The sequence below is a fragment of the Flavobacterium rhizophilum genome (assembly GCF_046000485.1).
Classification (GTDB): domain Bacteria; phylum Bacteroidota; class Bacteroidia; order Flavobacteriales; family Flavobacteriaceae; genus Flavobacterium; species Flavobacterium rhizophilum.
Map to the genome: position 1 here is coordinate 41,616 of NZ_JBELQB010000004.1, position 22,270 is coordinate 63,885.

Below are 22,270 nucleotides of genomic sequence, written 5' to 3' on the forward strand. Positions count from 1 at the left end.
GCGCAATACGTAAAATTGTTACAAAGATAGTATAAACAAAGAGTCCGCTGTTACCAGCGGACCTTAAAACTTATACTTTCATGATCTCGGCTTCTTTGTGAGCCAACAAATCATCTATTTTCTTAATGTAAGCATTGGTAAGCTCCTGTATATCGTCTTCTGCTTTTTTACAAACATCTTCAGATGTACCTTCTTTTTCAAGTTTCTTGATTTCAGTGTTAGCGTCCTTACGGGCATTTCTTACGCCAATTTTAGCATCTTCTGCTTCCGCTTTAGCCTGTTTTACAAGGTCTCTTCTTCTTTCCTCTGTTAATGCCGGAATGTTAATGATAATATTCTCACCATTGTTCATTGGGTTAAAACCAAGGTTAGCAATCATTATTGCTTTTTCAATAGGCTGTAGCATAGCCTTTTCCCAAGGAGTAACCGTTAAGGTTCTTGCATCGGGAGTGTTAACATTTGCAACCTGAGAAAGAGGTGTTTGAGAACCGTAGTAATCTACTTTTACACTACCAAGCATGGCAGGGCTTGCTTTACCCGCACGGATGTTAAGGAATTCTTTTTCAAGGTGGCTAAGAGATCCTTTCATTGACTCCTCGCTGCTATCTAAAATAAAATCTATTTCTTCCATAATGCTGTTTCTTTTCAGTTTTTAGTTAAACGCTTACTGTAGTTCCTACAGTATCACCTTCGCATACTTTTACCAGATTGCCTGCCTTGTTCATATCAAACACTATAATAGGTAGTTCGTTTTCCTGGCTAAGTGTAAAGGCAGTTGTGTCCATTACATTAAGTCCTTTTTGAAGTACATCTTCAAAAGTAAGCGTGTCATATTTAGTGGCAGTAGCGTCTTTTTCAGGGTCGGCAGTATAAATACCGTCAACACGTGTACCTTTTAATATAACATCGGCATGAACTTCCACACCTCTTAGTACTGCAGCTGTATCGGTAGTAAAGTATGGGTTACCTGTACCGGCTCCAAAAATTACAATTCGTCCTTTTTCAAGGTGGCGCACAGCACGTCTTTTAATATAAGGTTCTGCAATAGCCTCAATTTTAAGGGCTGTTTGCAGTCTGGTTTGCATGCCGGCATCTTCAAGGGCCCCCTGTAATGCCATACCGTTAATTACGGTAGCTAGCATTCCCATATAATCTCCCTGAACCCTGTCCATACCGTTGCTGGCTCCGGAAACACCTCTAAAAATGTTACCGCCTCCAATAACGATTGCTATTTCAACACCTTTATCGTGTATTTGTTTTATTTCGTGGGCATATTCGGCAAGTCTCTTAGGATCAATGCCATACTGCCTGTCGCCCATAAGGGCTTCGCCGCTTAGCTTTAACAGGATTCTTTTGTATTTCATAGGGTAATATTTGACTGGTGCAAATATAGTAATTATTGTTTTTCTTAAAACAGAATTTTAACCCCTGCTTATGATAGGTATTTACGCAATGAGGTCCTCATAGGATTTTTTTGCTGATTCGTACCCAATATTGAAAATCTCCTCCATTTTTTGCTTATTGGTTTCAAAGGTACTGTACAGTGCAAGCTCGTCCGGACTGATAACCCAGTCGCATAGAGTAAACTTTTGCATGTTACTGTTTGCTGAAAGTAAATCGTAAGCGCGTGTTGTCACTGATTTGATGGATTTCAGATCATCGGCTCCTATTTTTTGTATAGGGCTTACGTATATTCCAATAAGTGTTTCACAGCGTCCCTGTAATACATCGGTAGGGAAGTGGTTTATAATACCACCATCGCTGTATATTTTACCGTCTATCTCATAAGGTGATATAATACCCGGAAAGGCAGATGACGCCAGTACGGCATCGGCAATTTTTGTTTCAGGACCGAAGATTTTAAGCTTGCCCGAAACCAAATCAGTTGCGGTAATGTGCATGCGGTATTTCATTTCCCCGATAAGGGTTTCGCCAAAGGCCGAATGAAAATAACTTTTAAAAGCTTCCGAATCTATAAAACCTGCCTTACGGAAGGTAAAGTGTTTCCAGTGGAAAAAGTATATGGATTTAAAAAATTCCAATATCTCTTCGGGCGATTTGCCATGAGCATAGAGGGATGACACAATAGCACCCGAACTGGTGCCTGCCAAGTGGGATGGTTTTATCCCTATTTCATCAAAAAATTTAAGTACCCCTGCATGGGCTATACCTTTTGAGCCTCCCCCCGAAAAAATAAGGCCTATAGTGCTGTTGTCAAATTTCATGGTGTGATTAGAATTACCTGACTAAATTACAGTTTTTTATTAGATGGCTTCTTTTTTGCTATTGCAAAAAGTAATTTACTTTTGCACAAATTTATACTATGAGTACACTAATAGAAAAAAGTCTGGATAACAGTTATTCTTATTCAGAGTACCGAAACCATATGGGGTTGCTTCTTCAGGACGGACTGTCTACAGGGGCAACACAATCAGAAGATTTAACCAATTACAGTTCGCTTAATGAAGTAAGGATGAATCGTCTTGATAAAACCATAAAGCTGACAGATGATATTAAGGAAAGACTGAGCAAGCTTAAAAAACAGCATATATTACTTGTAATTTCTGAAGGCTGGTGTGGCGATGCGGCACAGATAGTGCCTGTTATAAACAAGATGGCTAATGAGACCGATAAGCTGGAGCTGGAAATAGTGCTTCGTGATGATAACGACGAACTAATGAACGAATATTTAACTAACGGGGCGAGGTCTATACCAAAGCTGGTATTAGTGGAGAAAGATACCCATATTGCCCGCGGAAGCTGGGGCCCAAGACCTCACGATGCAGCAAAGCTGATAAGGGATTACAAGGAACAGCACGGTGTTATTGACCAGGAGGCTAAAACCCAACTGCAAAAATGGTATTTGCATGATAAAGGTGAAAGCACCATGAAAGAAATAACACTACTGCTTGAAAACGCAGAGAATATGTAAAACAAAGTCCGCTCATTGAGCGGACTTTGTTTTACATCCTTACGGCAGGAAGAATCTCTTATTGCTTTTCCAGTATTTCACCTATTTGCTCATAACTTTGGTTGATTCCTATAATTTTGCCATTAGGGTCAAGAAAAATTTTATGAGGAATAGCTGTAATTCCATAATGTTTTTTTATTTCTGTTTTTAGGTCGCCTGCAATATAGTTGTTCCATATCAGTCCGTCTTTTTCAATAGCTTTTTTCCATTTCTCGTTATTATCATCCAGGGAAATATTTATTATTTCCAGCTTATCTCCATATTTTTTAGCCAGTTCAGGGAGTTCTCTGTTTTCCAGCCTGCATTCGCTACACCATGATGCCCAAAAATCTATTATGGTGAATTTGTTATTTGGGTTATAAAAGTTTTCGATGTTACCTTCGGTGTCTTTAAGGGCGAAATTTTTTACAGTAGTCCCGTTTTGCACGCTTAATTTTGATTTTATAGCCATGTTAATTTCTCTAAGGCTCTCTTTAAAAATAGTAGTTGTATCAATGCTGTTTTTTATTTCCTGGAGTTGGGCAGCATTCAGAAGGTCTTTAATGGCCTGTAAAATTCTCCCGTTCATAGGAGAGTTAGGGAACGAATCTATATTGTTTTTAAGGTTTTGTAATACTAGCTCTGAGTAGTTTTCTTTTTCATGATTTTCCTCCCAGAAAGAACGGTAATTATCCCATGTTTTATGGTTAAAGGAACCTTCTACTTTTCTTGTAAAAAGAAACTTTTCAGGTATAGGTCCTTTACTTTCAATATGTTCAAAGTCTATTTTGATGTCTCCGTTATCTAAGTAAATACGCGGTTCATTACCAAAGGGCTTTATTCTAAAACGACCGCACATTTCTTCAATATTGTCAATTGTGCCCTCAAGTTTAAATGTATTGTTTTTTACTATGGCATAGTCCTTTTTATCACCATGGAGAAAAAATACAGTGTCGTTGTACGGAGTTAGAAAGTTACCTGTTATGGTAAAGTTTTTAGTTTCAGTTTTTTCCTCTTTTTTATTGCAGCTTGTTAGTATTGTAGCGCTTGTAAATAATAGTGCTAAAATTGTTTTTAAGGTGTGTTTCATTATGGCTTTTGATTTGGTTTCTATCTTATAACGCAGAAATCACCTTAATCTTGTTAGAAGTTGATATTCCACCCGGATTACATCCCGGTAACCCTTCGGGTATATCGGCATTAATGCTTTTGTAGTATTCTACCCAGGCAGGGAAATAATCGTTTGTGCCGGGTTCTTTGTAGGTCATGGGTTGTAATTCAAAAAACGGAGTTCCGTTGTTGGCAAACTTAAAGGCATCATAAATGAGTTCGCTGCAATAGTAGGCGCCGTTGTCATATATATACTCATCGTCATAGGGGATACCAATCTGATTAAGGGAGAAGTCAATAGCCTTTGTGATAAGCTTACGGTATTTCCTTTTTAGCCTTCCTACATACATAGGTTTTGAAGTGTTTTTTGAAAATTTTTCCAGTGGAGTAAGCCTAACAGCACTTCCGGCAGCTTCAATAATATAAATGGTATCGTTGCGGTGGTATACCATACCCATGTGGCTAAAGTCATTTCCGTTATAACCTTCGGTTACTGCTTCAATAGCATCACATAACGGACCGCAATCCATATCCTGAAAAATAAGATCGCCGTCTTTTAGTTTTATATTTTGTGCAAAAAGGGAATTTGCAGCTAAGAGTAAAAAGAATATTGCTTTTTTCATGCTGCAAAGATATCTAAAGCTATTCGTTATTCAGCTCTTTAACCATAGTTTCAAAAGCATCGGGTAAAATGGCATCTTCTACTGAGAACTCGCCTATTTTGGTGCGGCGTAGTGCCGTTAGATGCGAACCGCTTTGCATGGCTGCTCCAAAATCGTTAGCGATAGAACGGATATAAGTCCCTTTGCTGCAAACAATCCTGAAATCAACTTCGGGTAATGCTACGCGGGTAATTTCAAACTCATGTACGGTAACCTTGCGTGAGGCAATTTCTACCTCTTCGCCTTTACGGGCGTGTTCATACAGGCGTTTGCCGTCTTTTTTGATAGCCGAAAATACAGGTGGCTTCTGGTCTATCTCACCGGTGAACTGTTTAGTGGTTTCCAGTATCAGTTCTTCAGTTATATGTTCGGTTGGGAAAGTAGCGTTTGCTTCCGTTTCCAAATCATACGAAGGGGTGGTGGCTCCAATATGGAAAGTTCCGGTGTACTCCTTTACCATCCCCTGTAGTTCGGGGATACGTTTGGTGAATTTTCCGGTGCATATAATAAGCAGTCCGGTAGCCAATGGGTCAAGAGTCCCGGCATGGCCTACTTTTATCTTTTTTAAACCTAAGTTTTTTTTAAGGGCCCACTTCACTTTGTTTACTGCCTGAAACGAACTCCATTGCAGTGGTTTATCTATCAATACTACCTGTCCTTCCTGAAAACTTTCTGCCGTCATTAAATAATAGTAAGTGGGTGAATAAAGTAATGTATTATAATTACTGCCAGTCCGGCAATTATCCTATAGTAGCCAAACACTTTAAAACCATGTCGGCTAAGGTAATTAATAAAGGTTTTTATGGCCAGTGTGCCTACAATAAAGGCAACTATATTACCAATGATAAGCAGGTTTACCTGATCTCCGGTAAGTTCAAATCCGGCTTTATAGTAATCAAATGATTTTTTTGCTGTCGCGCCAAACATGGTAGGTACTGCTAGGAAAAAAGAGAATTCGGCAGCTGCCTTACGCGAAAGCTTTTGCGACATACCTCCTACAATACTGGCACCACTTCTGGATACTCCCGGTATCATGGCAATACACTGAAAGAATCCTATTTTTAATGCGGTAGCATAACTGATTTCGGTGTTTTCTGAATCGCCAAAATAGTCGTCAACCTTTAAAAGGATAACCCCGCCTATAACCAGAGATATGGCTACCGTAAGCGGACTTTCCAGCAGGCTGTCTATAAAATCGCTCAACAGCAATCCCAATACTACGGCTGGCATAAAGGCTACAAGCAGTTTTAGGTAAAAATCTACCGTTTGGAAAAAGCGTTTAAAATAAAGTACAATTACCGAAAGTATAGCGCCAAGCTGTATAACTATGGTAAACAGTTTGGTGAAATCGTCGCCTGCAATCCCGAAAAAGGATGAAGCGATAATCATGTGTCCGGTAGATGAAACAGGTAAATACTCGGTTAAGCCTTCAATGATGGCTATAATAATGGCCTGTAAGTAATCCATTAGGGGTAATTATTTTTTGAAGTTTTTAATTTCGGCGTCTTCCGGGAAACTGCTGTCTTTTTTAGCGTTTGGGTTTTTAAGTATAGCATAAATGGTAATACCAAAACCAATAAGTACCACAGTAGGTGCAAGCCTTATTCTCCTAAAGTTGAAAATAGCATCGCTAAAAACTTTAGGATCATCGCTACCGCCACCGGCCATAAGTATAAAGCCCAGTAAAATAACGCCAAGGCCTATTAAAAGTATTTTATAGTTTACCTTTTCAAAAAGGAAATGTGTTTTTATCTCGTTACCCATAATGATTATTTCAGGTTTAAAGTTTCAGGTTTAGTAGTTTACTTAATATAAATCGTCTGTCCTTAGGTTAAGGAAGCGCTGCGTAGCAAAGAACGTACTTATGGCTGCGATTATTATACCAAATCCCAGTACACCGCCCATTACAATGGCTGTAGGAACCCAGTCTTTCCAAATACCAAGGAACGGAAGTTTGCCGTCTACATAGTTAACCAGCCACAATAAGGCTCCTATAGCAAGTAATGCTCCTATAAGTCCCAGCTTGATGCCTCTCCATACAAAAGGCCTCCTGATGAATGATTTTGTTGCACCTACCATCTGCATGGTTTTGATAGTGAAACGGTGTGAGTATATGGATAGCCTTAGCGAGCTGTTTATAAGCAGCATGGCCACAAAGGTAAGTCCGCCACTAATAACCAGTATCCAAAATGTTATTTTCTTAATGTTTTCGTTTGCCATTTCCACTACTACGGCGTCATAGCTTACATCGGCAACCATTTCGTTTTTCCTGAACCTCTCATCAATTTTTTTGATGCTGTCCGGCTGTACATAAGCACTTTTAAGGTGAATGTCGTAAGAATCAAATAACGGATTTTCAATAAGGCTTTCAAAGTCGCCTAGTATATCCTTATTCTTTTCGGCTGCTTCTTTTTTGGAAACGTAGTGAAAGTTTTTAATGTAGTCTGCCGTTTCAAGCTCTTTACCAAAAGCCTTGATGTTTTCGTCTTTGGCCTCCCTCTTAAAATAAATCGTAAGCGGAATATTCTCCTTAACATAGCCCGACAGCTTTTCTGTATTGATAACAAAAAGCCCTAATGCACCCAGAAGGGTAAGTACTATGAAAATGATTAATATAACCGAGAAATATGAAGAAATCAACCGCCTTTTTTGAAATTGTTCAAAAGATGATGCCATACACACATTAATTTTAGGTGTAAAAATAAATAAAGTATTTGTTTATACATAGTTTATAACGGGCAAAGTTTTGACTTTCGTACAATAAGCGTAAATTTGCGTTCCTTAAAGACTTTCAAACTTTTGACTTTAGACTGATACAATGAAATACAATCCTAACGAAATTGAAGCCAGATGGCAAAAGTACTGGGCAGAGAACGGTACTTTTATGGCAGAAGATGTTTCTGATAAGCCGAAATACTATGTGCTTGATATGTTTCCTTACCCATCGGGGGCAGGATTACATGTAGGGCATCCACTGGGTTATATCGCTTCAGATATTTATGCACGTTACAAACGCCATAAAGGTTTTAATGTACTGCATCCACAGGGATATGACAGCTTTGGTCTTCCGGCAGAACAGTATGCTATCCAAACGGGTCAGCACCCTGCTGTAACTACCGAAACCAATATTGCACGTTACAGGGAGCAGCTGGATAAAATAGGCTTTTCTTTTGACTGGGACAGGGAGGTGAGAACATCTAACCCTGAGTATTACAAATGGACACAATGGATATTTATCCAACTGTTCAATTCGTGGTTTAATATAGATGCTAACAAGGCAGAGGATATTCATACCCTTATTGCCGAGTTTGAAGCAAACGGTAATACAAAAGTAAATGCGGTTTGTGATGATAACATCCCGGCGTTTACTGCTGCCGACTGGAAAGGTTATAGCGGACAAGAGCAACAAAAAATATTATTAAAATACCGTCTTACCTATCTTGCTGAGACCGAAGTTAACTGGTGTCCTGCTTTGGGTACTGTGTTGGCAAACGACGAAATTGTGAACGGTGTTTCCGAAAGGGGAGGACACCCTGTAGTGCGTAAAAAAATGACGCAGTGGAGTATGAGAATTTCCGCTTATGCCGAAAGATTACTACAAGGGCTTGATACCATTGACTGGACCGATTCGCTAAAAGACAGTCAGCGTAACTGGATTGGGAAATCTGTTGGTGCTGCTGTTACTTTTAAAGTAAAAGACAATCATAATAAATTCCTTCACCTGCTAACAGGAGATGATACGGGGGAGTTTGCGATAGATGTGTTTACTACGCGCCCTGATACTATTTTTGGGGTTAGTTTTATGACGCTTGCGCCAGAACACGAACTTGTAGCAAAAATCACTACTCCGGAGCAGAAGGAAGCAGTTGAGGCATACATCGAAGCTACTTCAAGAAAGAGTGAGCGCGAGCGTATGGCTGATGTAAAAACCATATCAGGGGTGTTTACAGGTGCGTATGCCGAGCATCCTTTCACTAAGGAGCCTATTCCGGTTTGGATTGGTGACTATGTGCTTGCAGGTTATGGTACGGGGGCTGTTATGGCGGTACCTGCCGGAGACCAGCGTGATTATGATTTTGCGAAGCACTTTAATATCCCGATTAAAAATATTTTTGACGGAGTAGATATTTCCGAAGAGGCTTATGGTTCTAAAGACGGCGTGAAGCTAAAGGATTCTGATTTCCTAAACGGACTTGATTATAAAAAAGCGACCAAAACAGCGATTGAGGCGCTTGAAGATATTGGGCAGGGTAAGGGTAAAACCAATTACCGTCTTCGTGATGCGGTATTCTCTCGCCAGCGTTACTGGGGTGAGCCGTTCCCGGTTTATTATGTAAACGGGTTGCCGCAAATGATAGAAGATAAGTACTTGCCAATAAGCCTTCCGGAAGTAGAGAAATACCTTCCAACCGAAGACGGACAGCCACCGTTAGGGAACTCTAAAGAATGGGCGTGGAGCGTTGCAGAGCACAAAGTGGTTAGCAACGACCTTATTGATAATGTGTCGGTATTCCCGCTTGAACTAAACACTATGCCGGGTTGGGCAGGTAGTTCATGGTACTGGTTAAGGTATATGGACCCGCACAATGATGAGGAATTCGTATCTAAAAAAGCACAGGAATACTGGGAAAGTGTAGATTTATACATTGGCGGTAGCGAGCACGCTACAGGTCACTTACTATACAGTCGTTTTTGGAACAAGTTTTTAAAAGACCGCGGGTTTATTGCTCAGGAAGAGCCGTTTAAAAAGCTGATTAATCAGGGAATGATTTTAGGTACTTCGGCTTTTGCATTCTTGAAAAGAGAAGCTGGTAAACTTACTTTTGTAAGTAAGGAAGAGTTTAAAAAACATGCTGAGACTGAAAATACAGATGGAGCTACATATCAGGCACTTCATGTCGATGTATCGCTTGTAAATGCTTCTGATGAATTAGATATCGAAGGATTTAAAGCCCATCCGTTAAGTCAGGATTATAAGAATGCCGAATTTATTTTAAATGAAAACGGTAAGTATATTGTTGGTCGCGAAGTAGAAAAAATGTCCAAGTCAAAATACAATGTGGTTAACCCGGATGATATTTGTGAGCAGTATGGTGCCGATACTTTAAGGCTGTATGAAATGTTCCTTGGTCCGTTAGAGCAGGCCAAACCGTGGAATACTGCCGGTATAACAGGAGTTTCGGGCTTCCTTAAAAAACTATGGAAACTGTATTTTGATGATAACGGACTTATAGTTAATACCAATCAGCCAAGTAAGGAGGCTTACAAAATACTTCATAAAACCATTAAAAAGGTACAGGAAGATATTGAGAACTTCTCATTCAATACATCGGTAAGTTCATTCATGATTGCCGTTAACGAGCTTTCGGCTATCAAATGTCATGAGCGTACCATATTGGAGCCATTTACAATACTTATCTCGCCTTATGCGCCACACATTGCCGAAGAGCTTTGGCACAGGTTAGGACATCAGGGAAGTATCGCTAAAGTGCCTTTCCCTAAATTCAATCCCGAACACCTTGTGGAAAGTAGTAAGGAATATCCGGTATCATTTAACGGAAAAATGCGCTTTAAGATAGAACTGCCTATGGATATGCCTGTCCCTGAAATAGAGAAAACTATTTTAGCCGACGAGCGTACTGTACAGCAACTTGACGGACGTGCACCTAAAAAGGTAATTGTTGTTCCGGGTAAGATTATTAATATCGTAGGATAATTTTTTTGCAGGGTTTTGTAATCCTGTAAGTATAAATTTATAAAAAACCGCAGCTCTCGCTGCGGTTTTTTATTTTCCATTTCGAGCGAAACATCGTGGAGTCGAGAAATCTCTAAAAAAACTGATCCTTCCTATCGTCAGTATGGGACTAATATGTACTAGGGGCTGCTTTATCATTCTGAACGTAACGAAGTGTAGTGAAGAATCTTTAAGGTATAACAACCTGTGCTAAAAAGCAGTACTTTAGTGTTAACAGGAATTTTGGCACATGGTTTGGTAGTGCTAAAATCAAATAACCAAATAAACAATCATGCTATGAAAAAAGCCTTACTATTTGCAGCTCTTTGCTGCTTTGGAGTTCAATCGTCAATCTTTGCTCAGGAAACTCAGCCTGAAACAACTACAACGGAAAAAGAAAAGCCCGTTTACCTGTATTTTGCATTAGGTGCAAATATTAACAGTGGATTTAAACTTAACGACAAGCTTGCTAATGCCGGTTTCCGCGAAATTGATGAAGCAACTCCAGAATTTGCCCTTGGGTTCCGCATTAACATTCCCGACTCAAAAATGTATACCGATGTTGAGATTTCCGGTAGTTTTTATGACAGGAACGATGGTGGTTTCAGGACACAGTCTATTGGTACAAGCAGTAGGTTAAGGGTGCATTACACGATTTGGGAAAACAAGGATTTTATGTTTTCTGCAGGAGGAGATGTATCATACACCTCTTACTATGTTAACCTGTTTTCTAGAAACAATTATGTCGACCTTGATGATCTTCCTAACACAATGAACAACTCCCATGTTTCACTTAGAAGCGGTTTGTTGAATGTTGGTCCGTCTGTAGCCTTTGGTTTCCTTAGGGATACCAATTTCCCGTTAAGGATTAATGCCGGATATGATATTGGGCTAACAAATGGTAAATGGAAGTCAGATTTTGCCTCTGTAGGTAATACGGTAAAAGAAAACGGTTTGGGTACTTTTTATGTCAGATTAGCACTTTGGGCATGGTAAAAGCCTGATATAGCGTCAAAATAGCAGTTAAAGCCAGTCTTGATTAAGATTGGCTTTAATTTTGCTATATGTTTACCATATAAATCAAAAAACGATGTATTTAGAATATTATATTTTATTAGGTATTATTGGTTTAGCTAGTTTTTATATTAGTTCTAAACTGAAAAGTAAGTTTGCTTTTTATTCAAAAGTACACTTAAGAAATGGTATGAGTGGTGCCGAAATCGCCCAGAAAATGTTGCAGGATAATGGTATCTATGATGTAAAGGTAGTATCGGTAGCCGGTAGGTTGACCGATCATTATAACCCGGCAGATAAAACTGTAAACCTAAGTGAGGCCGTATATAATCAACGCAATGCTGCTGCGGCAGCTGTTGCAGCACACGAGGTAGGGCATGCCGTTCAGCATGCTACAGCATACAGCATGCTTACTTTTAGGTCTAAAATGGTACCTGTGGTAAGCGTTTCTTCTAACCTTGCGCCTATGCTTATATTTTTAGGCTTGATTTTAGGTGCTGCCGCTAAAATAGGTATGGGGTATTATATAGCTGTTTTAGGTGTTGCACTTATGGCTATTGCCACACTGTTTAGCTTTGTAACGCTGCCAGTGGAATATGATGCCAGTAACCGTGCCTTAGCATGGTTAAAAAGTAAGAATATGCTTAGTCAGCAGGAATATGCAGGTGCTGAGGATTCATTAAAATGGGCAGCCCGTACATATGTGGTTGCTGCTCTTGGATCGTTAGCTATGCTGTTGTACTGGGCATTGCAGGTATTTGGAGGTTCCAGGCGATAAGCCTGTCTATATATATCTTGATAAACAGCCGGGTCTTTAAGTCCGGCTGTTTTTTTATTTACGGAGTTTGTTTGTATGCTTCTATGTTTAGAGTGTCAATACTGTTTTTTCTTCTAATTATCATGATTAATTCATCATAGTTAGTATTTGTATTAGGGATGGTGTAGCCGCGTTCCGGTTTTTCTCCCGTATATCCTTTTTTCTTTGAGTTTAACTTTTGGGCAATCTCACTTAATGCCTCGTTGGGATTTCCCTTTTTAAAACCTAAAAATAAAATTTCATCATCACTTCCTTTTTGCCCTTTTTCAATAGAATTGGGGAATAAATTACTGTATGTTGAGTCAGAATAATAAGTGACTGCTAATTTTAAATCTATCTGTGTAGAATCTATTATAAGGACTGTTGCACCTGTTATTGTGTATTTGTTTTTTATGTAACTAGGGTTGTTGCAGCTAAATAAAAGACATGTTATTAATGATAAACTGATTATAGTTGTAGTCTTTTTCATAATCTTGCCTGACTTGCTGTTACAACTGTATCTGCCTTTCAATTTGCTGTTCCAGTGATATAAAGGTTTCGGTTCTTGATACTCCGTTAATGGGCTGTATTTTTTTGTTAAGTAGCTGCATTAGATGTTCGTTGTCACGACAAATCATTTTTATTAGTATGGACCAGTTTCCTGTGGTATAATGACATTCCAGTACTTCGGGTATTTTTCTAAGTTCTTTAACTGCTTCAAAGTTACTGGAGGCTTTTTCCAGATAGATCCCCACAAATGCCATTGTACTGTAGCCCAAAACTTTTGTGTTTACTATAAATTTTGATCCGGCTATCACTCCGGCCTGTTCCAGTTTACGCAAGCGCTGGTGAATAGCTGCACCCGATATGCCTATTTTTGCGGCTATCTGTAATATGGGTTTACGCGCATCTTCCATAAGGTAGCGTAGTATTTCTTTATCAATGCCGTCTATTTCAATCTGTAGTGAGTTTATCTTCATAACCTTTCAGTTTAATGTAAATATACGTTTTTTGGTTACAGATAGAAATAAAAAACCTTTCCCGGGGCGGTGGGAAAGGCTGTAAAAAATATTGAGTTAGTAAAGGAGGTCTAGCTCACTACATTATTGGCGTTATAGCCCATGTAGGGAACTTGTTTTTCGTGAAAAACGACCCCAAAATCTTCAAGCTCTTTTAATATTGGCTCGTATACTTCTTTATTTATAGGTATTTGTACCCCCGGTGTGGTAATGTTACCGTTTAATATTTGTAAGGTTGCCATGGCTACAGGTAATCCTACCGTTTTTGCCATTGCAGTGTAGGTTTGGTCTTCCCCTATGCAAACCATCGTAGAGTCAATCTGTTTACGTTCTCCGTTGAGTTCGTATCCAAACTTGTGATACATAACAATCATGTCTTTATCCTCTGGGCTAAGAGTCCACTTATCACTTAGTATTTTTTCCAGTATCTGAGCTGGAGTAGCATCTATAAGTCCCACTTTTTTATTAGGGTTAAAAATGTCCAGCTCTACCAGTTTATCCCACTGTATATCATCCTGGTCAAGTTTAAGGCTGTGTCTTAATTTCAGTTCAACCGAATCACTGGGATGGTAAGGTAAAAACGAATTCACAAATTCCCTGTAGCTCATGTTCTCTGAGTTTTCCATAATATATGAATCATCGGTCATGCCCAGTTGTACAAACATATTCCATGCTTTAGAGAAGCCTACACGTCTAAGAGTTCCCCTATATAGGGTTAAGGCATCATCCAGTCCGTAAACGCTACGGTACTTAAGGGAGTCTCTGTTGGCGTAGCCTTCAAAACGGCCGTAGCCTTTTACCTCCATAAATTCTGTACGACGGAAAAGTTTATTGTAAGGGATGTACTTGTAAGTTCCTTCCTGAATAAATTTGGCTGTTCCTCCCTGTCCTGCAAGCACCACATTACGCGGATTCCAGGTAAACTTATAGTTCCACAGGTTATTATCGCTTTCCGGTGCTACAAGTCCGCCACAAAACGATTCAAATAAAATTACTTTACCGCCCTGGTCTCGTATTTCATTTATAACTTTCATGGCGCTCATGTGGTCTATACCGGGGTCAAGGCCTATCTCGTTCATGAAAACAAGATTGTTTTCCTTAACCAGAGTATCCAGCTCCTGCATGGCAGGGCTAACGTATGATGCGGTTACCAGATGTTTTTTATGTTTAATACAGTCTTTAGCCACCTCATAATGCAAATGTGCAGGAAGCATGGATATTACTATATCGGCTTTGCTTAACTGTGTATCGCGTTGTTCTGCATTAAAAATATCAAAAGCTATAGCTGTGGCGCGAGGATGGCCTGCGGTTTTCTTTTTAGCAAGTTCAAGAGAAAGGTCTGCAATAGTAAGGTGCAGGTTTTCAGTCTCTGATTTGTCTAAAAGGTATTTAATTAATGATGATGCAGAGCGTCCTGCACCAATTATTAATATATTCCTCATTTGAGTTTGGTTATTTTAATTATAACACGAAAGTAGCAATTTGTTATATTTATAAAAATTATTTGTCAAAATAAATGCGTTAAACTTTTTAAATTTACCCTCACAATAATATAATCATGGATAGAAAAACTATAGCTATTGCAGCAATACTGGGTGCTACGGGTATTATGCTTGGTGCTTTTGGAGCACACGGATTAAAAAAACTGATTGAACCAGAACAGATAGCCACTTTTGACACCGGAGTAAAATATCAAATATATCATGCTTTATTCCTGCTTTTTGTAGGTACAACTTCAATGTTAACACAAAAGGCTAAAAAAACAATTTTGATACTCACAACGATAGGGGTATTTTTCTTTTCGGGATCTATCTATTTTTTATCCTGTAACAGCCTTTTTTCGTTCGATTTCAAAACAATAGGTTTTGTAACACCTGTTGGAGGATTATTACTAATTTGTGCCTGGGTAGTATTATTTTTACATATAATGAGGCAAAAACAATAATTTTGTTTTAATTTTTTATTTTGTAAAGTTTAATTTATACTTTTGTCCCCTGAAACAATGCAACTTAATAACAAAACTTATGAGTAATTTTGGCCTTTTTACGAAAACGATTTCGTTAGAGAAAATGGGAATTAAAAATGCTAATGTAAAGTATCAGTTAACTCCGGATGAGTTACATGATATTACGATAGAGAAAGGCCAGGGTGTCGAAAGTTCTACAGGAGCGCTGGCAATTAATACAGGTGAGTTTACCGGAAGATCTCCTCAGGACCGCTTTATAGTTAAAGACAGTATTACTGAAGATAAAGTATGGTGGGGTAATATCAATATTCCTTTTGATAGTGATAAATTTGAAAAACTGTATAATAAAGTAACCCAATACCTTTCGGATAGAGAAGTTTATGTAAGGGATAGCTATGTATGTGCTGATCCTAATTACAGAATGAACGTAAGGGTGGTTACCGAATGTGCATGGTCAAACCTTTTCTGTTATAATATGTTCCTTCGTCCTGAAGATTCTGAACTGGAGAACTTTGATGCAGAATGGCATGTGGTATGTGCGCCGGGCTTTATGGCCGATCCGGCTGTAGACGGTACACGTCAGCACAATTTTGCAATACTTGACTTTACAAGAAAAATTGCTCTTATTGGCGGTACAGGTTATACAGGAGAGATGAAAAAAGGTATTTTCTCTGCGCTTAACTTTATACTTCCTGTCTTTAAAAACACCTTGCCTATGCACTGTAGTGCCAATGTAGGTGAGAAGGGTGATACAGCTATTTTCTTCGGTCTTTCAGGTACAGGTAAAACTACACTTTCTGCCGATCCTGCACGTAAGCTTATTGGTGACGATGAGCATGGATGGACTAAAGAAAATACTATCTTCAACTTTGAGGGAGGTTGTTATGCTAAGGTTATCAACCTAACAGAAGAAAATGAGCCGGATATATTCAGGGCTATTAAAAAAGGAGCTCTTTTAGAGAACGTAATCTTTAAAGAAGGTACTAAAGAGGTTGATTTTGAAGATATTTCAATCACACCTAATACACGTGTTAGTTACCCAATATATCATATAGATAATATTCAGCCGGGATCTATCGGTGAAAACCCTAAAAACATATTTTTCCTTACTGCCGATGCGTTTGGGGTACTGCCTCCGGTTTCTAAATTGACTCCGGGTCAGGCTGCTTACCACTTCATTTCGGGTTATACAGCTAAGGTAGCAGGTACGGAGGCAGGCATCAATGAGCCGGTGCCTAACTTCTCTGCTTGTTTTGGTGCGCCGTTTATGCCGCTTCACCCAACAAAATATGCCGAGATGCTAAGTGCTAAAATGAAAGAAGCCGGCGTTAACGTATGGCTTATTAATACCGGATGGACCGGTGGTGCTTACGGTACGGGTCAGCGTATGAAATTAAAATATACCAGAGCCATGATTACTGCAGCTCTTAACGGAGAGTTGGATAATGTGGATTACAAAACACATAAAGTATTTGGCTTAGCGATACCGCAAACCTGCCCTAATGTTCCTGATGAGGTTTTAAACCCAAGGACTACATGGGAAGATAAGGATGCTTATGATGCAAAAGCACACGAGCTTGCCGAGTCGTTCAGGAAAAACTTTGCCAAATTTGAAGAATTTGCCAATGACGAAATCATGGCAGGTGCACCAGTGGCATAATCAGGAAATTTTAGAATAATGAAAAAGAGCCGTTTTTACGGCTCTTTTTTTTATTTGTATAGAGTTGGTGTTATAAAATATGTATAAACAAAAAGCCGCTTAAAAAGCGGCTTCTGTATATTGTGTGTGTTTGGTGTAATGTAATATTATTTCCCTTTGTTGGCTTCTATAATGTATTTCTCAAGAGCCATTGTCATCGAAGGGGTTCCTGGTGCAGGTGCCATAATATCTATGCGCAGGTTGCGGTCCAGGGCTTCTTTTTGGGTTGTGCTTCCAAATACAGCAATTCTGGTGTCGTTTTGCTTGAAATCAGGGAAGTTTTTAAATAAAGATTTAATTCCTGTAGGACTGAAAAATACCAGTACATCGTAGTAAACATCTTTAAGGTCAGAAAGGTCACTCATCACTGTTTTATAAAAAGTGCCCGCTGTCCAGTTTACCTTAAGGTTGTCCATTGTTTGAGGGACATCGTCGTTAAGCTGATCTGAAGCCGGTAAAAGGAATTTCTCATCCTTATACTTTTTAATAAGCGGAGAAAGATCGGCAAAATCTTTCTGGCCCACATAGATTTTTCTTTTTCTGTACACCACATACTTCTGCAGGTAGAAGGCTACGGCCTCACTCTGGCAAAAGTATTTCATAGTTTCAGGCACTTTATAACGCATTTCTTCCGCTACACGGAAAAAATTATCAACAGAATTCTTGCTGGTAAGGACTATGGCAGTGAAGTTGTTAAGGTCAATTTTTTGAGCCCTAACATCTTTTGCGCTTACACCCTCTACGTGGATAAATGGCCTAAAGTCTACTTTTACTTTTAGTTTGTTCTGGATTTCGAAGTATGGTGAATTTTCTACTTTAGGTTCCGGCTGCGAAACCAAAATTGTTTTCACTTTCATATTTGACATGTTGTTATAACTAACTTTTTGTAAACCAATAATACATGAAATAATAGGGTGCTATTTCAAGAGTGCAAAGATACAAAATAAAATAGAATAATTTACCGAGCATCAAATTTTGATAAGTCTTTAGCGAAACTATGTATGAATAAAGGCTTCCCATAATTATTAGGGCTAAAATTGTATAAACCACAAAAGGGGACGGGTTACTGTTGTAAAACAGTATTGCATTTAACGGAAGTAACACCAGTCCTATGTAGGTTCTGTAATTTACCTTCATAAGATTAAACTGGTCGTTAAACTCCTCTATGTTAAATGAAGTGGCTATTATTTTCTCGGTAAGGTATTTAGATAGGATAAAAAAGCTTAAAAAAGTAAATATCTGTACGAAGGTAATAAGGTTGTATTTGCTACTGCTGCCAAAATAGCTTAGCAGGAATTGTATGAAAAATGAAAATGATACCAGCTGAACAAAAAAGAAGGAGATAGTGAAGCTGCTGGTCATATTACCACTATCCTTGTATATTTTTATGTATTTGTTTGATAGTGCGAGCTTTGAGAACTCGGCAAAGCGTACCCCGAATACAGAGCGGTTTGCAGCAATTAGCACAAAGCAAAAAACAAACAGGATGGTGGCCCAGTCTTTGCTATCAGTTATTCTTTCATGTAAAACGAAGTCGGTCATACACAGCAAAATTAAACATTTTATGTACAGTTATTTTGCAGAATTATAATTTAATTATGGCATGCACGTTAGAAATACATTATTTTTGCATTCAAAATTCATGCGCACATGAGCGAAGGTATAGTAGTAATACCTACTTATAACGAAATTGAGAACATTGAAACCATTGTAAGGGCTGTTTTTTCTTTAGAGACAAGCTTCGATATACTGGTGGTTGATGATAATTCGCCCGATGGAACTGCTGCTAAGGTAAAAGAGCTTCAGGCGGAGTTTCCTGATAACCTTTTTCTGGAAGTTAGGGCTGGTAAAGAGGGATTAGGTACTGCCTATGTGCACGGATTTAAATGGGCCATTGCCAGAAAATACGAATATATTTTTGAGATGGATGCCGATTTTTCACATAATCCTGCCGATTTGGAAAGGTTGCAGGCAAGTTGTAAAAACGGAGCCGATATGGCAATTGGGTCAAGGTACAGTACTGGGGTAAATGTTGTGAACTGGCCGCTTAGCCGCGTGCTTATGTCATATTATGCCTCGGTATACGTGAAAATGATAACGGGAATGAAAATTCACGATGCTACTGCCGGTTTTATATGTTACACACGCAAGGTACTGGAAACTATAAATCTTGATAAAATTAAGTTTGTGGGGTATGCTTTCCAAATTGAAATGAAATACAGGGCCTGGTCTAACGGGTTTATTATAACAGAAGTGCCTATAATATTTACCGACAGGACAAAAGGACAGTCTAAAATGAGTAATGCCATTATTAAGGAAGCAATTTTTGGTGTTATTTCATTACGAATTAAAAAAATGCTTAACAGATTATAACGGATAAAATGAACAGGGTTTTAATTAAGAACGCTAAAATCGTAAACGAAGGGTCTATTTTTGAAGGCGATCTTTTAATTGAGGATAAATATATTAAGGAGATTGCTGATAGTATCAGTGCAAAATCTTCTGATATTAAAATTATTGATGCCGAAGGGAATTACCTTATTCCGGGAGCGATAGATGATCAGGTGCACTTTAGGGAGCCGGGTCTTACTCATAAGGGGAATATTGAAACCGAATCTCGCGCTGCAGTTGCCGGTGGTATCACATCATTCATTGAGCAGCCTAATACCGTGCCAAATGCGGTAACACAGGAGCTTTTGGAGCAGAAGTACCAAAGAGCAGCCGAAACATCGTATGCTAACTATTCGTTTATGATGGGGGGTACTAACGATAACCTTGAGGAGGTTTTAAAAACCAACCCGAGAAATGTGGCCGGCATAAAACTTTTTTTAGGTTCGTCTACAGGTAATATGCTGGTTGATGATGAGCAGGTGTTGGAAAAAATTTTCTCAAGCACATCAATGCTTATTGCTGCACACTGTGAAGATGAGGCTACTATACGTGCCAATTTTGCAAAATATAAAGAGGAGTTTGGTGATGATATCCCAATGAAATACCATCCGCTTATACGAAGTGCAGAGGCTTGTTACATCTCATCGTCAAGAGCAATAGAACTGGCTAAAAAAACAGGGGCGAGGCTGCACGTTTTCCACGTGTCTACAGCTAAGGAAACCGAACTGTTTACCAATAAAATTCCGCTTGAGGAGAAAAAAATTACTGCCGAGGTGTGTATACATCACCTTTGGTTTACCGATGCCGATTATGAGAAGAAAGGGTCGTTTATCAAATGGAACCCTGCTGTAAAAACGGCTGAAGACAGAAAAGCGCTTTGGGAGGCATTGCTTGACGACAGGATAGATGTTATTGCTACCGACCATGCACCTCATACACTGGAGGAGAAACAAAATCCTTACACCAGTGCTCCATCGGGCGGTCCGCTTGTGCAGCATGCTGTAGTGGCTATGTTTGAGGCGTATCATCAGGGTAAAATATCTATAGAGAAGATAGTGGAGAAAATGGCACACAACCCTGCAAAACTATTCAGGGTAGAGAAGCGCGGTTTTATACGTGAAGGTTACTTTGCCGATCTTGCCATTGTAAACGCAGGACTGCCTTGGAACGTGAAAAAAGAAAACATACTATATAAATGTGGTTGGTCTCCGTTTGAGGGTACTAACTTTAAATCAAGAATTACACACACATTTGTTAACGGACAACTGGTATACAATAACTTTAAGGTAAAAGATATCCGTTGTGGTGAGCGTTTACTTTTTAACAGAGAATAATAATAATCATGAAAAGAATTGCAGTTTTATTATCGGCAGTATGTCTCTTTGCCTGTAATGATAAATTACGGGAGCCGGATAATCTTTTAAGTGAAGATAAGATGGAAGATATACTCTATGATGTAGCGCTGTTACAGTCTATAAGTTCTTTTGCTCCGGCTGTGCTTAGTGCTAACGATATTAAGATTGATACTTATATTTATGATAAATACCAAACGGACAGCTTAACTTTTGCTCAAAGCAATGAGTATTATGCAGCCGATTTTGATCGCTATGAATCAATTTTAGAAAAAGTATCTGAAAGGCTTAAAGCTGAAAAAGTTGAAATTGACAGCATAGTTTCTAAGGAGAATAAAAATGTTGTTAAAGATTTTAAGGCAAAGGTTGTTAAAGATAGTGCTGATGTGATTAGGGATGATATAAAAGTACTTAATGATAGTATTTCAATAGAATAAAAGAGCGGGCTAATTAGCCCGCTCTTTTATTGATGATTATTCCTGAATTTTTCTCCAATTTTTGTGAGGTAGCCTTTTACATCCCTAAAGTTGTAGTTAAGGGTTTCTCTTATTTTTGAATTGTCAAAATTTTGATGCTTATGTGCTGATTTTGCCATTGATTTGGTAAAATGCCTTTTCCTGAAAAGTAGTTTTGAGAAAAACCAGTCCAAGCGATAAGCCATATCGGTCATAAACGGAGTGGCATATATAAACGGATGCTTTTTGTGCATACCATCGGCTATAGCGTTAAAAATGTTCTCATAGGTAATGTTTTCGGCTACTACGGTATAACGTTCGCCAGATATGTTAGATTCCGTTAGCCTAATCATTATCTCGACAACATCTTCAACGGCCACGGCACCACAAGTGCCTTTGGTGTAAAAATATTGTCCTTTGTTAACGGCTTTAAATATTTCGCCGCTGCCCTGATTCCAAAAGCCATAACCGAAAATTAGTCCGGGGTTTATAATAGCAACTTCAAGGCCTTCCTGCCAGCCTCTCCAAACTTCGGTTTCTGCACCGTGTTTGCTAATGGCATAATCGGCATGGAATTTCTCCGGGTTCCATTCGGTTTCTTCTGTAATAACGGTCTCGTTGTATTTCAGGTCACCCAAAGCAGCTACCGAGCTTACATGGCACAGTTTGCGAATACCCAGTGCCAGGCAGCAGTTTACCACATTTGCAGTTCCTTCTATGTTTACTTTTCGCAGTAATTTTTCGTCGGCAGGGTCAAAAGAAATACTGGCAGCACAGTGGTATACTTTTTCTACGCCTGCCAGAGCAAGCTCCAGTGACGGAGTTTCCAGTATATCGCCTTCCAGCCATTCTATTTTTTCAAACAGGTTTTGCTTGCCATAATGAGAAAACAGGTGTTTTGTTTTTCTGGTTGTATCGGCGTTGCGGTACAATGCCCTTACGGGCGTTTCGCCTTCGGCCAAACGCAGCAGCAGGTGTGCACCTACCAGTCCTGTTCCTCCTGTAACTAATATCATATAACAAATATAACCATTGATTGGTCTATTTTATATTGACATAATTATAAATATTCACTTTTTTTAAACAACGGGGGTATGTTTTTATCGCCGTACATTGTATTTT

Annotated in this window: 24 protein-coding genes; 9 read left to right on the plus strand and 15 right to left on the minus strand. The window is 39.0% G+C overall.

The annotated features are described in order from the left end of the window. Positions 1–70: 70 nt before the first annotated feature. The 3 genes from frr to ABS768_RS05960 all read right to left on the minus strand — a co-directional run bounded on the left by frr (position 71) and on the right by ABS768_RS05960 (position 2,225). Positions 71–634 carry a ribosome recycling factor gene (frr, locus tag ABS768_RS05950; RefSeq protein ID WP_408074299.1) on the minus strand — a complete coding sequence of 188 codons (564 nt, stop codon included), beginning with the start codon at positions 632–634 and terminating at the stop codon, positions 71–73. Positions 635–656: 22 nt separating this feature from the next. Next, a complete protein-coding gene (gene pyrH / locus ABS768_RS05955; protein ID WP_408074063.1) occupies positions 657–1,364 on the minus strand; it encodes a UMP kinase in 708 nt (235 codons plus the stop codon). 81 nt (positions 1,365–1,445) lie between these two features. Further along, positions 1,446–2,225, minus strand: a complete 780-nt coding sequence (locus tag ABS768_RS05960) for a patatin-like phospholipase family protein (protein ID WP_408074064.1) — start codon at positions 2,223–2,225, stop codon at positions 1,446–1,448. A gap of 98 nt (positions 2,226–2,323) precedes the next feature. Here ABS768_RS05960 and ABS768_RS05965 point away from each other — a divergent pair, with 98 nt between their 5' ends. After that, positions 2,324–2,932, plus strand: coding sequence for a thioredoxin family protein (locus tag ABS768_RS05965; RefSeq protein ID WP_408074065.1), 609 nt, complete (start codon positions 2,324–2,326; stop codon positions 2,930–2,932). 58 nt (positions 2,933–2,990) lie between these two features. On the opposite strand, the gene ABS768_RS05970 is transcribed toward ABS768_RS05965, so the two are convergent. The 6 genes from ABS768_RS05970 to ABS768_RS05995 are packed head-to-tail and all read right to left on the minus strand — an operon-like array spanning position 2,991 to position 7,398. Further along, positions 2,991–4,040: a thioredoxin-like domain-containing protein gene (locus tag ABS768_RS05970; protein ID WP_408074066.1), complete on the minus strand. Its 1,050-nt coding sequence runs from the start codon at positions 4,038–4,040 to the stop codon at positions 2,991–2,993. A 25-nt stretch (positions 4,041–4,065) separates the two neighbouring features. Continuing rightward, on the minus strand, positions 4,066–4,683 hold the full coding sequence (locus ABS768_RS05975; RefSeq protein WP_408074067.1) for a YiiX/YebB-like N1pC/P60 family cysteine hydrolase: 618 nt from the start codon (positions 4,681–4,683) through the stop codon (positions 4,066–4,068). 19 nt (positions 4,684–4,702) lie between these two features. Then, positions 4,703–5,404 carry a tRNA pseudouridine(55) synthase TruB gene (truB, locus tag ABS768_RS05980; RefSeq protein WP_408074068.1) on the minus strand — a complete coding sequence of 234 codons (702 nt, stop codon included), beginning with the start codon at positions 5,402–5,404 and terminating at the stop codon, positions 4,703–4,705. Continuing rightward, positions 5,404–6,189, minus strand: coding sequence for an undecaprenyl-diphosphate phosphatase (locus tag ABS768_RS05985; RefSeq protein ID WP_157483104.1), 786 nt, complete (start codon positions 6,187–6,189; stop codon positions 5,404–5,406). Before ABS768_RS05985 ends, truB begins: the two co-directional genes overlap by 1 nt. 9 nt (positions 6,190–6,198) lie before the next feature. Beyond that, a complete protein-coding gene (locus tag ABS768_RS05990; protein WP_408074069.1) occupies positions 6,199–6,486 on the minus strand; it encodes a DUF3098 domain-containing protein in 288 nt (95 codons plus the stop codon). A 42-nt stretch (positions 6,487–6,528) separates the two neighbouring features. Beyond that, entirely contained in the window at positions 6,529–7,398 is an 870-nt protein-coding gene (locus ABS768_RS05995; RefSeq protein ID WP_408074070.1) for a cell division protein FtsX, read from the minus strand. Between the two features lie 142 nt (positions 7,399–7,540). Between ABS768_RS05995 and leuS the strand changes: the two genes are divergently transcribed. From leuS to ABS768_RS06010, 3 genes are all read left to right on the plus strand, one after another. After that, on the plus strand, positions 7,541–10,438 hold the full coding sequence (gene leuS, locus ABS768_RS06000) for a leucine--tRNA ligase (RefSeq protein ID WP_408074071.1): 2,898 nt from the start codon (positions 7,541–7,543) through the stop codon (positions 10,436–10,438). Positions 10,439–10,753: 315 nt separating this feature from the next. After that, on the plus strand, positions 10,754–11,452 hold the full coding sequence (locus tag ABS768_RS06005) for a hypothetical protein (protein ID WP_408074072.1): 699 nt from the start codon (positions 10,754–10,756) through the stop codon (positions 11,450–11,452). Positions 11,453–11,546: 94 nt separating this feature from the next. Next, the gene (locus ABS768_RS06010; RefSeq protein ID WP_408074073.1) at positions 11,547–12,248 is read left to right on the plus strand and encodes a zinc metallopeptidase; all 702 of its coding nucleotides are present in this window, start codon (positions 11,547–11,549) and stop codon (positions 12,246–12,248) included. 58 nt (positions 12,249–12,306) lie between these two features. On the opposite strand, the gene ABS768_RS06015 is transcribed toward ABS768_RS06010, so the two are convergent. The 3 genes from ABS768_RS06015 to ABS768_RS06025 form a co-directional block, all read right to left on the minus strand. Beyond that, on the minus strand, positions 12,307–12,756 hold the full coding sequence (locus ABS768_RS06015; protein ID WP_408074074.1) for a hypothetical protein: 450 nt from the start codon (positions 12,754–12,756) through the stop codon (positions 12,307–12,309). Between the two features lie 19 nt (positions 12,757–12,775). Further along, positions 12,776–13,246 (minus strand): Lrp/AsnC family transcriptional regulator, encoded by a 471-nt coding sequence (locus tag ABS768_RS06020; protein WP_408074075.1) that lies wholly within the window; start codon positions 13,244–13,246, stop codon positions 12,776–12,778. A gap of 110 nt (positions 13,247–13,356) precedes the next feature. Then, positions 13,357–14,727 carry a saccharopine dehydrogenase family protein gene (locus ABS768_RS06025; protein ID WP_408074076.1) on the minus strand — a complete coding sequence of 457 codons (1,371 nt, stop codon included), beginning with the start codon at positions 14,725–14,727 and terminating at the stop codon, positions 13,357–13,359. A 116-nt stretch (positions 14,728–14,843) separates the two neighbouring features. On the opposite strand from ABS768_RS06025, the gene ABS768_RS06030 reads away from it, so the two are divergent. Further along, on the plus strand, positions 14,844–15,230 hold the full coding sequence (locus ABS768_RS06030) for a DUF423 domain-containing protein (RefSeq protein WP_408074077.1): 387 nt from the start codon (positions 14,844–14,846) through the stop codon (positions 15,228–15,230). A gap of 79 nt (positions 15,231–15,309) precedes the next feature. After that, positions 15,310–16,911, plus strand: a complete 1,602-nt coding sequence (gene pckA, locus ABS768_RS06035) for a phosphoenolpyruvate carboxykinase (ATP) (RefSeq protein ID WP_408074078.1) — start codon at positions 15,310–15,312, stop codon at positions 16,909–16,911. Positions 16,912–17,057: 146 nt separating this feature from the next. On the opposite strand, the gene ABS768_RS06040 is transcribed toward pckA, so the two are convergent. After that, positions 17,058–17,807: a uroporphyrinogen-III synthase gene (locus tag ABS768_RS06040; protein WP_035134472.1), complete on the minus strand. Its 750-nt coding sequence runs from the start codon at positions 17,805–17,807 to the stop codon at positions 17,058–17,060. Positions 17,808–17,826: 19 nt separating this feature from the next. After that, complete coding sequence (locus tag ABS768_RS06045) at positions 17,827–18,492, minus strand: DUF4271 domain-containing protein (protein WP_408074079.1); 666 nt, start codon at positions 18,490–18,492, stop codon at positions 17,827–17,829. Positions 18,493–18,600: 108 nt separating this feature from the next. On the opposite strand from ABS768_RS06045, the gene ABS768_RS06050 reads away from it, so the two are divergent. The 3 genes from ABS768_RS06050 to ABS768_RS06060 are packed head-to-tail and all read left to right on the plus strand — an operon-like array spanning position 18,601 to position 21,130. Further along, on the plus strand, positions 18,601–19,323 hold the full coding sequence (locus tag ABS768_RS06050; protein WP_408074080.1) for a polyprenol monophosphomannose synthase: 723 nt from the start codon (positions 18,601–18,603) through the stop codon (positions 19,321–19,323). A gap of 8 nt (positions 19,324–19,331) precedes the next feature. Next, positions 19,332–20,675, plus strand: coding sequence for a dihydroorotase (locus tag ABS768_RS06055; protein ID WP_408074081.1), 1,344 nt, complete (start codon positions 19,332–19,334; stop codon positions 20,673–20,675). A gap of 8 nt (positions 20,676–20,683) precedes the next feature. Beyond that, entirely contained in the window at positions 20,684–21,130 is a 447-nt protein-coding gene (locus tag ABS768_RS06060) for a DUF4296 domain-containing protein (RefSeq protein WP_408074082.1), read from the plus strand. A 26-nt stretch (positions 21,131–21,156) separates the two neighbouring features. Here the strand turns inward: ABS768_RS06060 and ABS768_RS06065 are convergent, their stop codons facing one another. Then, entirely contained in the window at positions 21,157–22,164 is a 1,008-nt protein-coding gene (locus ABS768_RS06065) for an NAD-dependent epimerase/dehydratase family protein (RefSeq protein ID WP_408074083.1), read from the minus strand. Positions 22,165–22,270 lie beyond the last annotated feature (106 nt).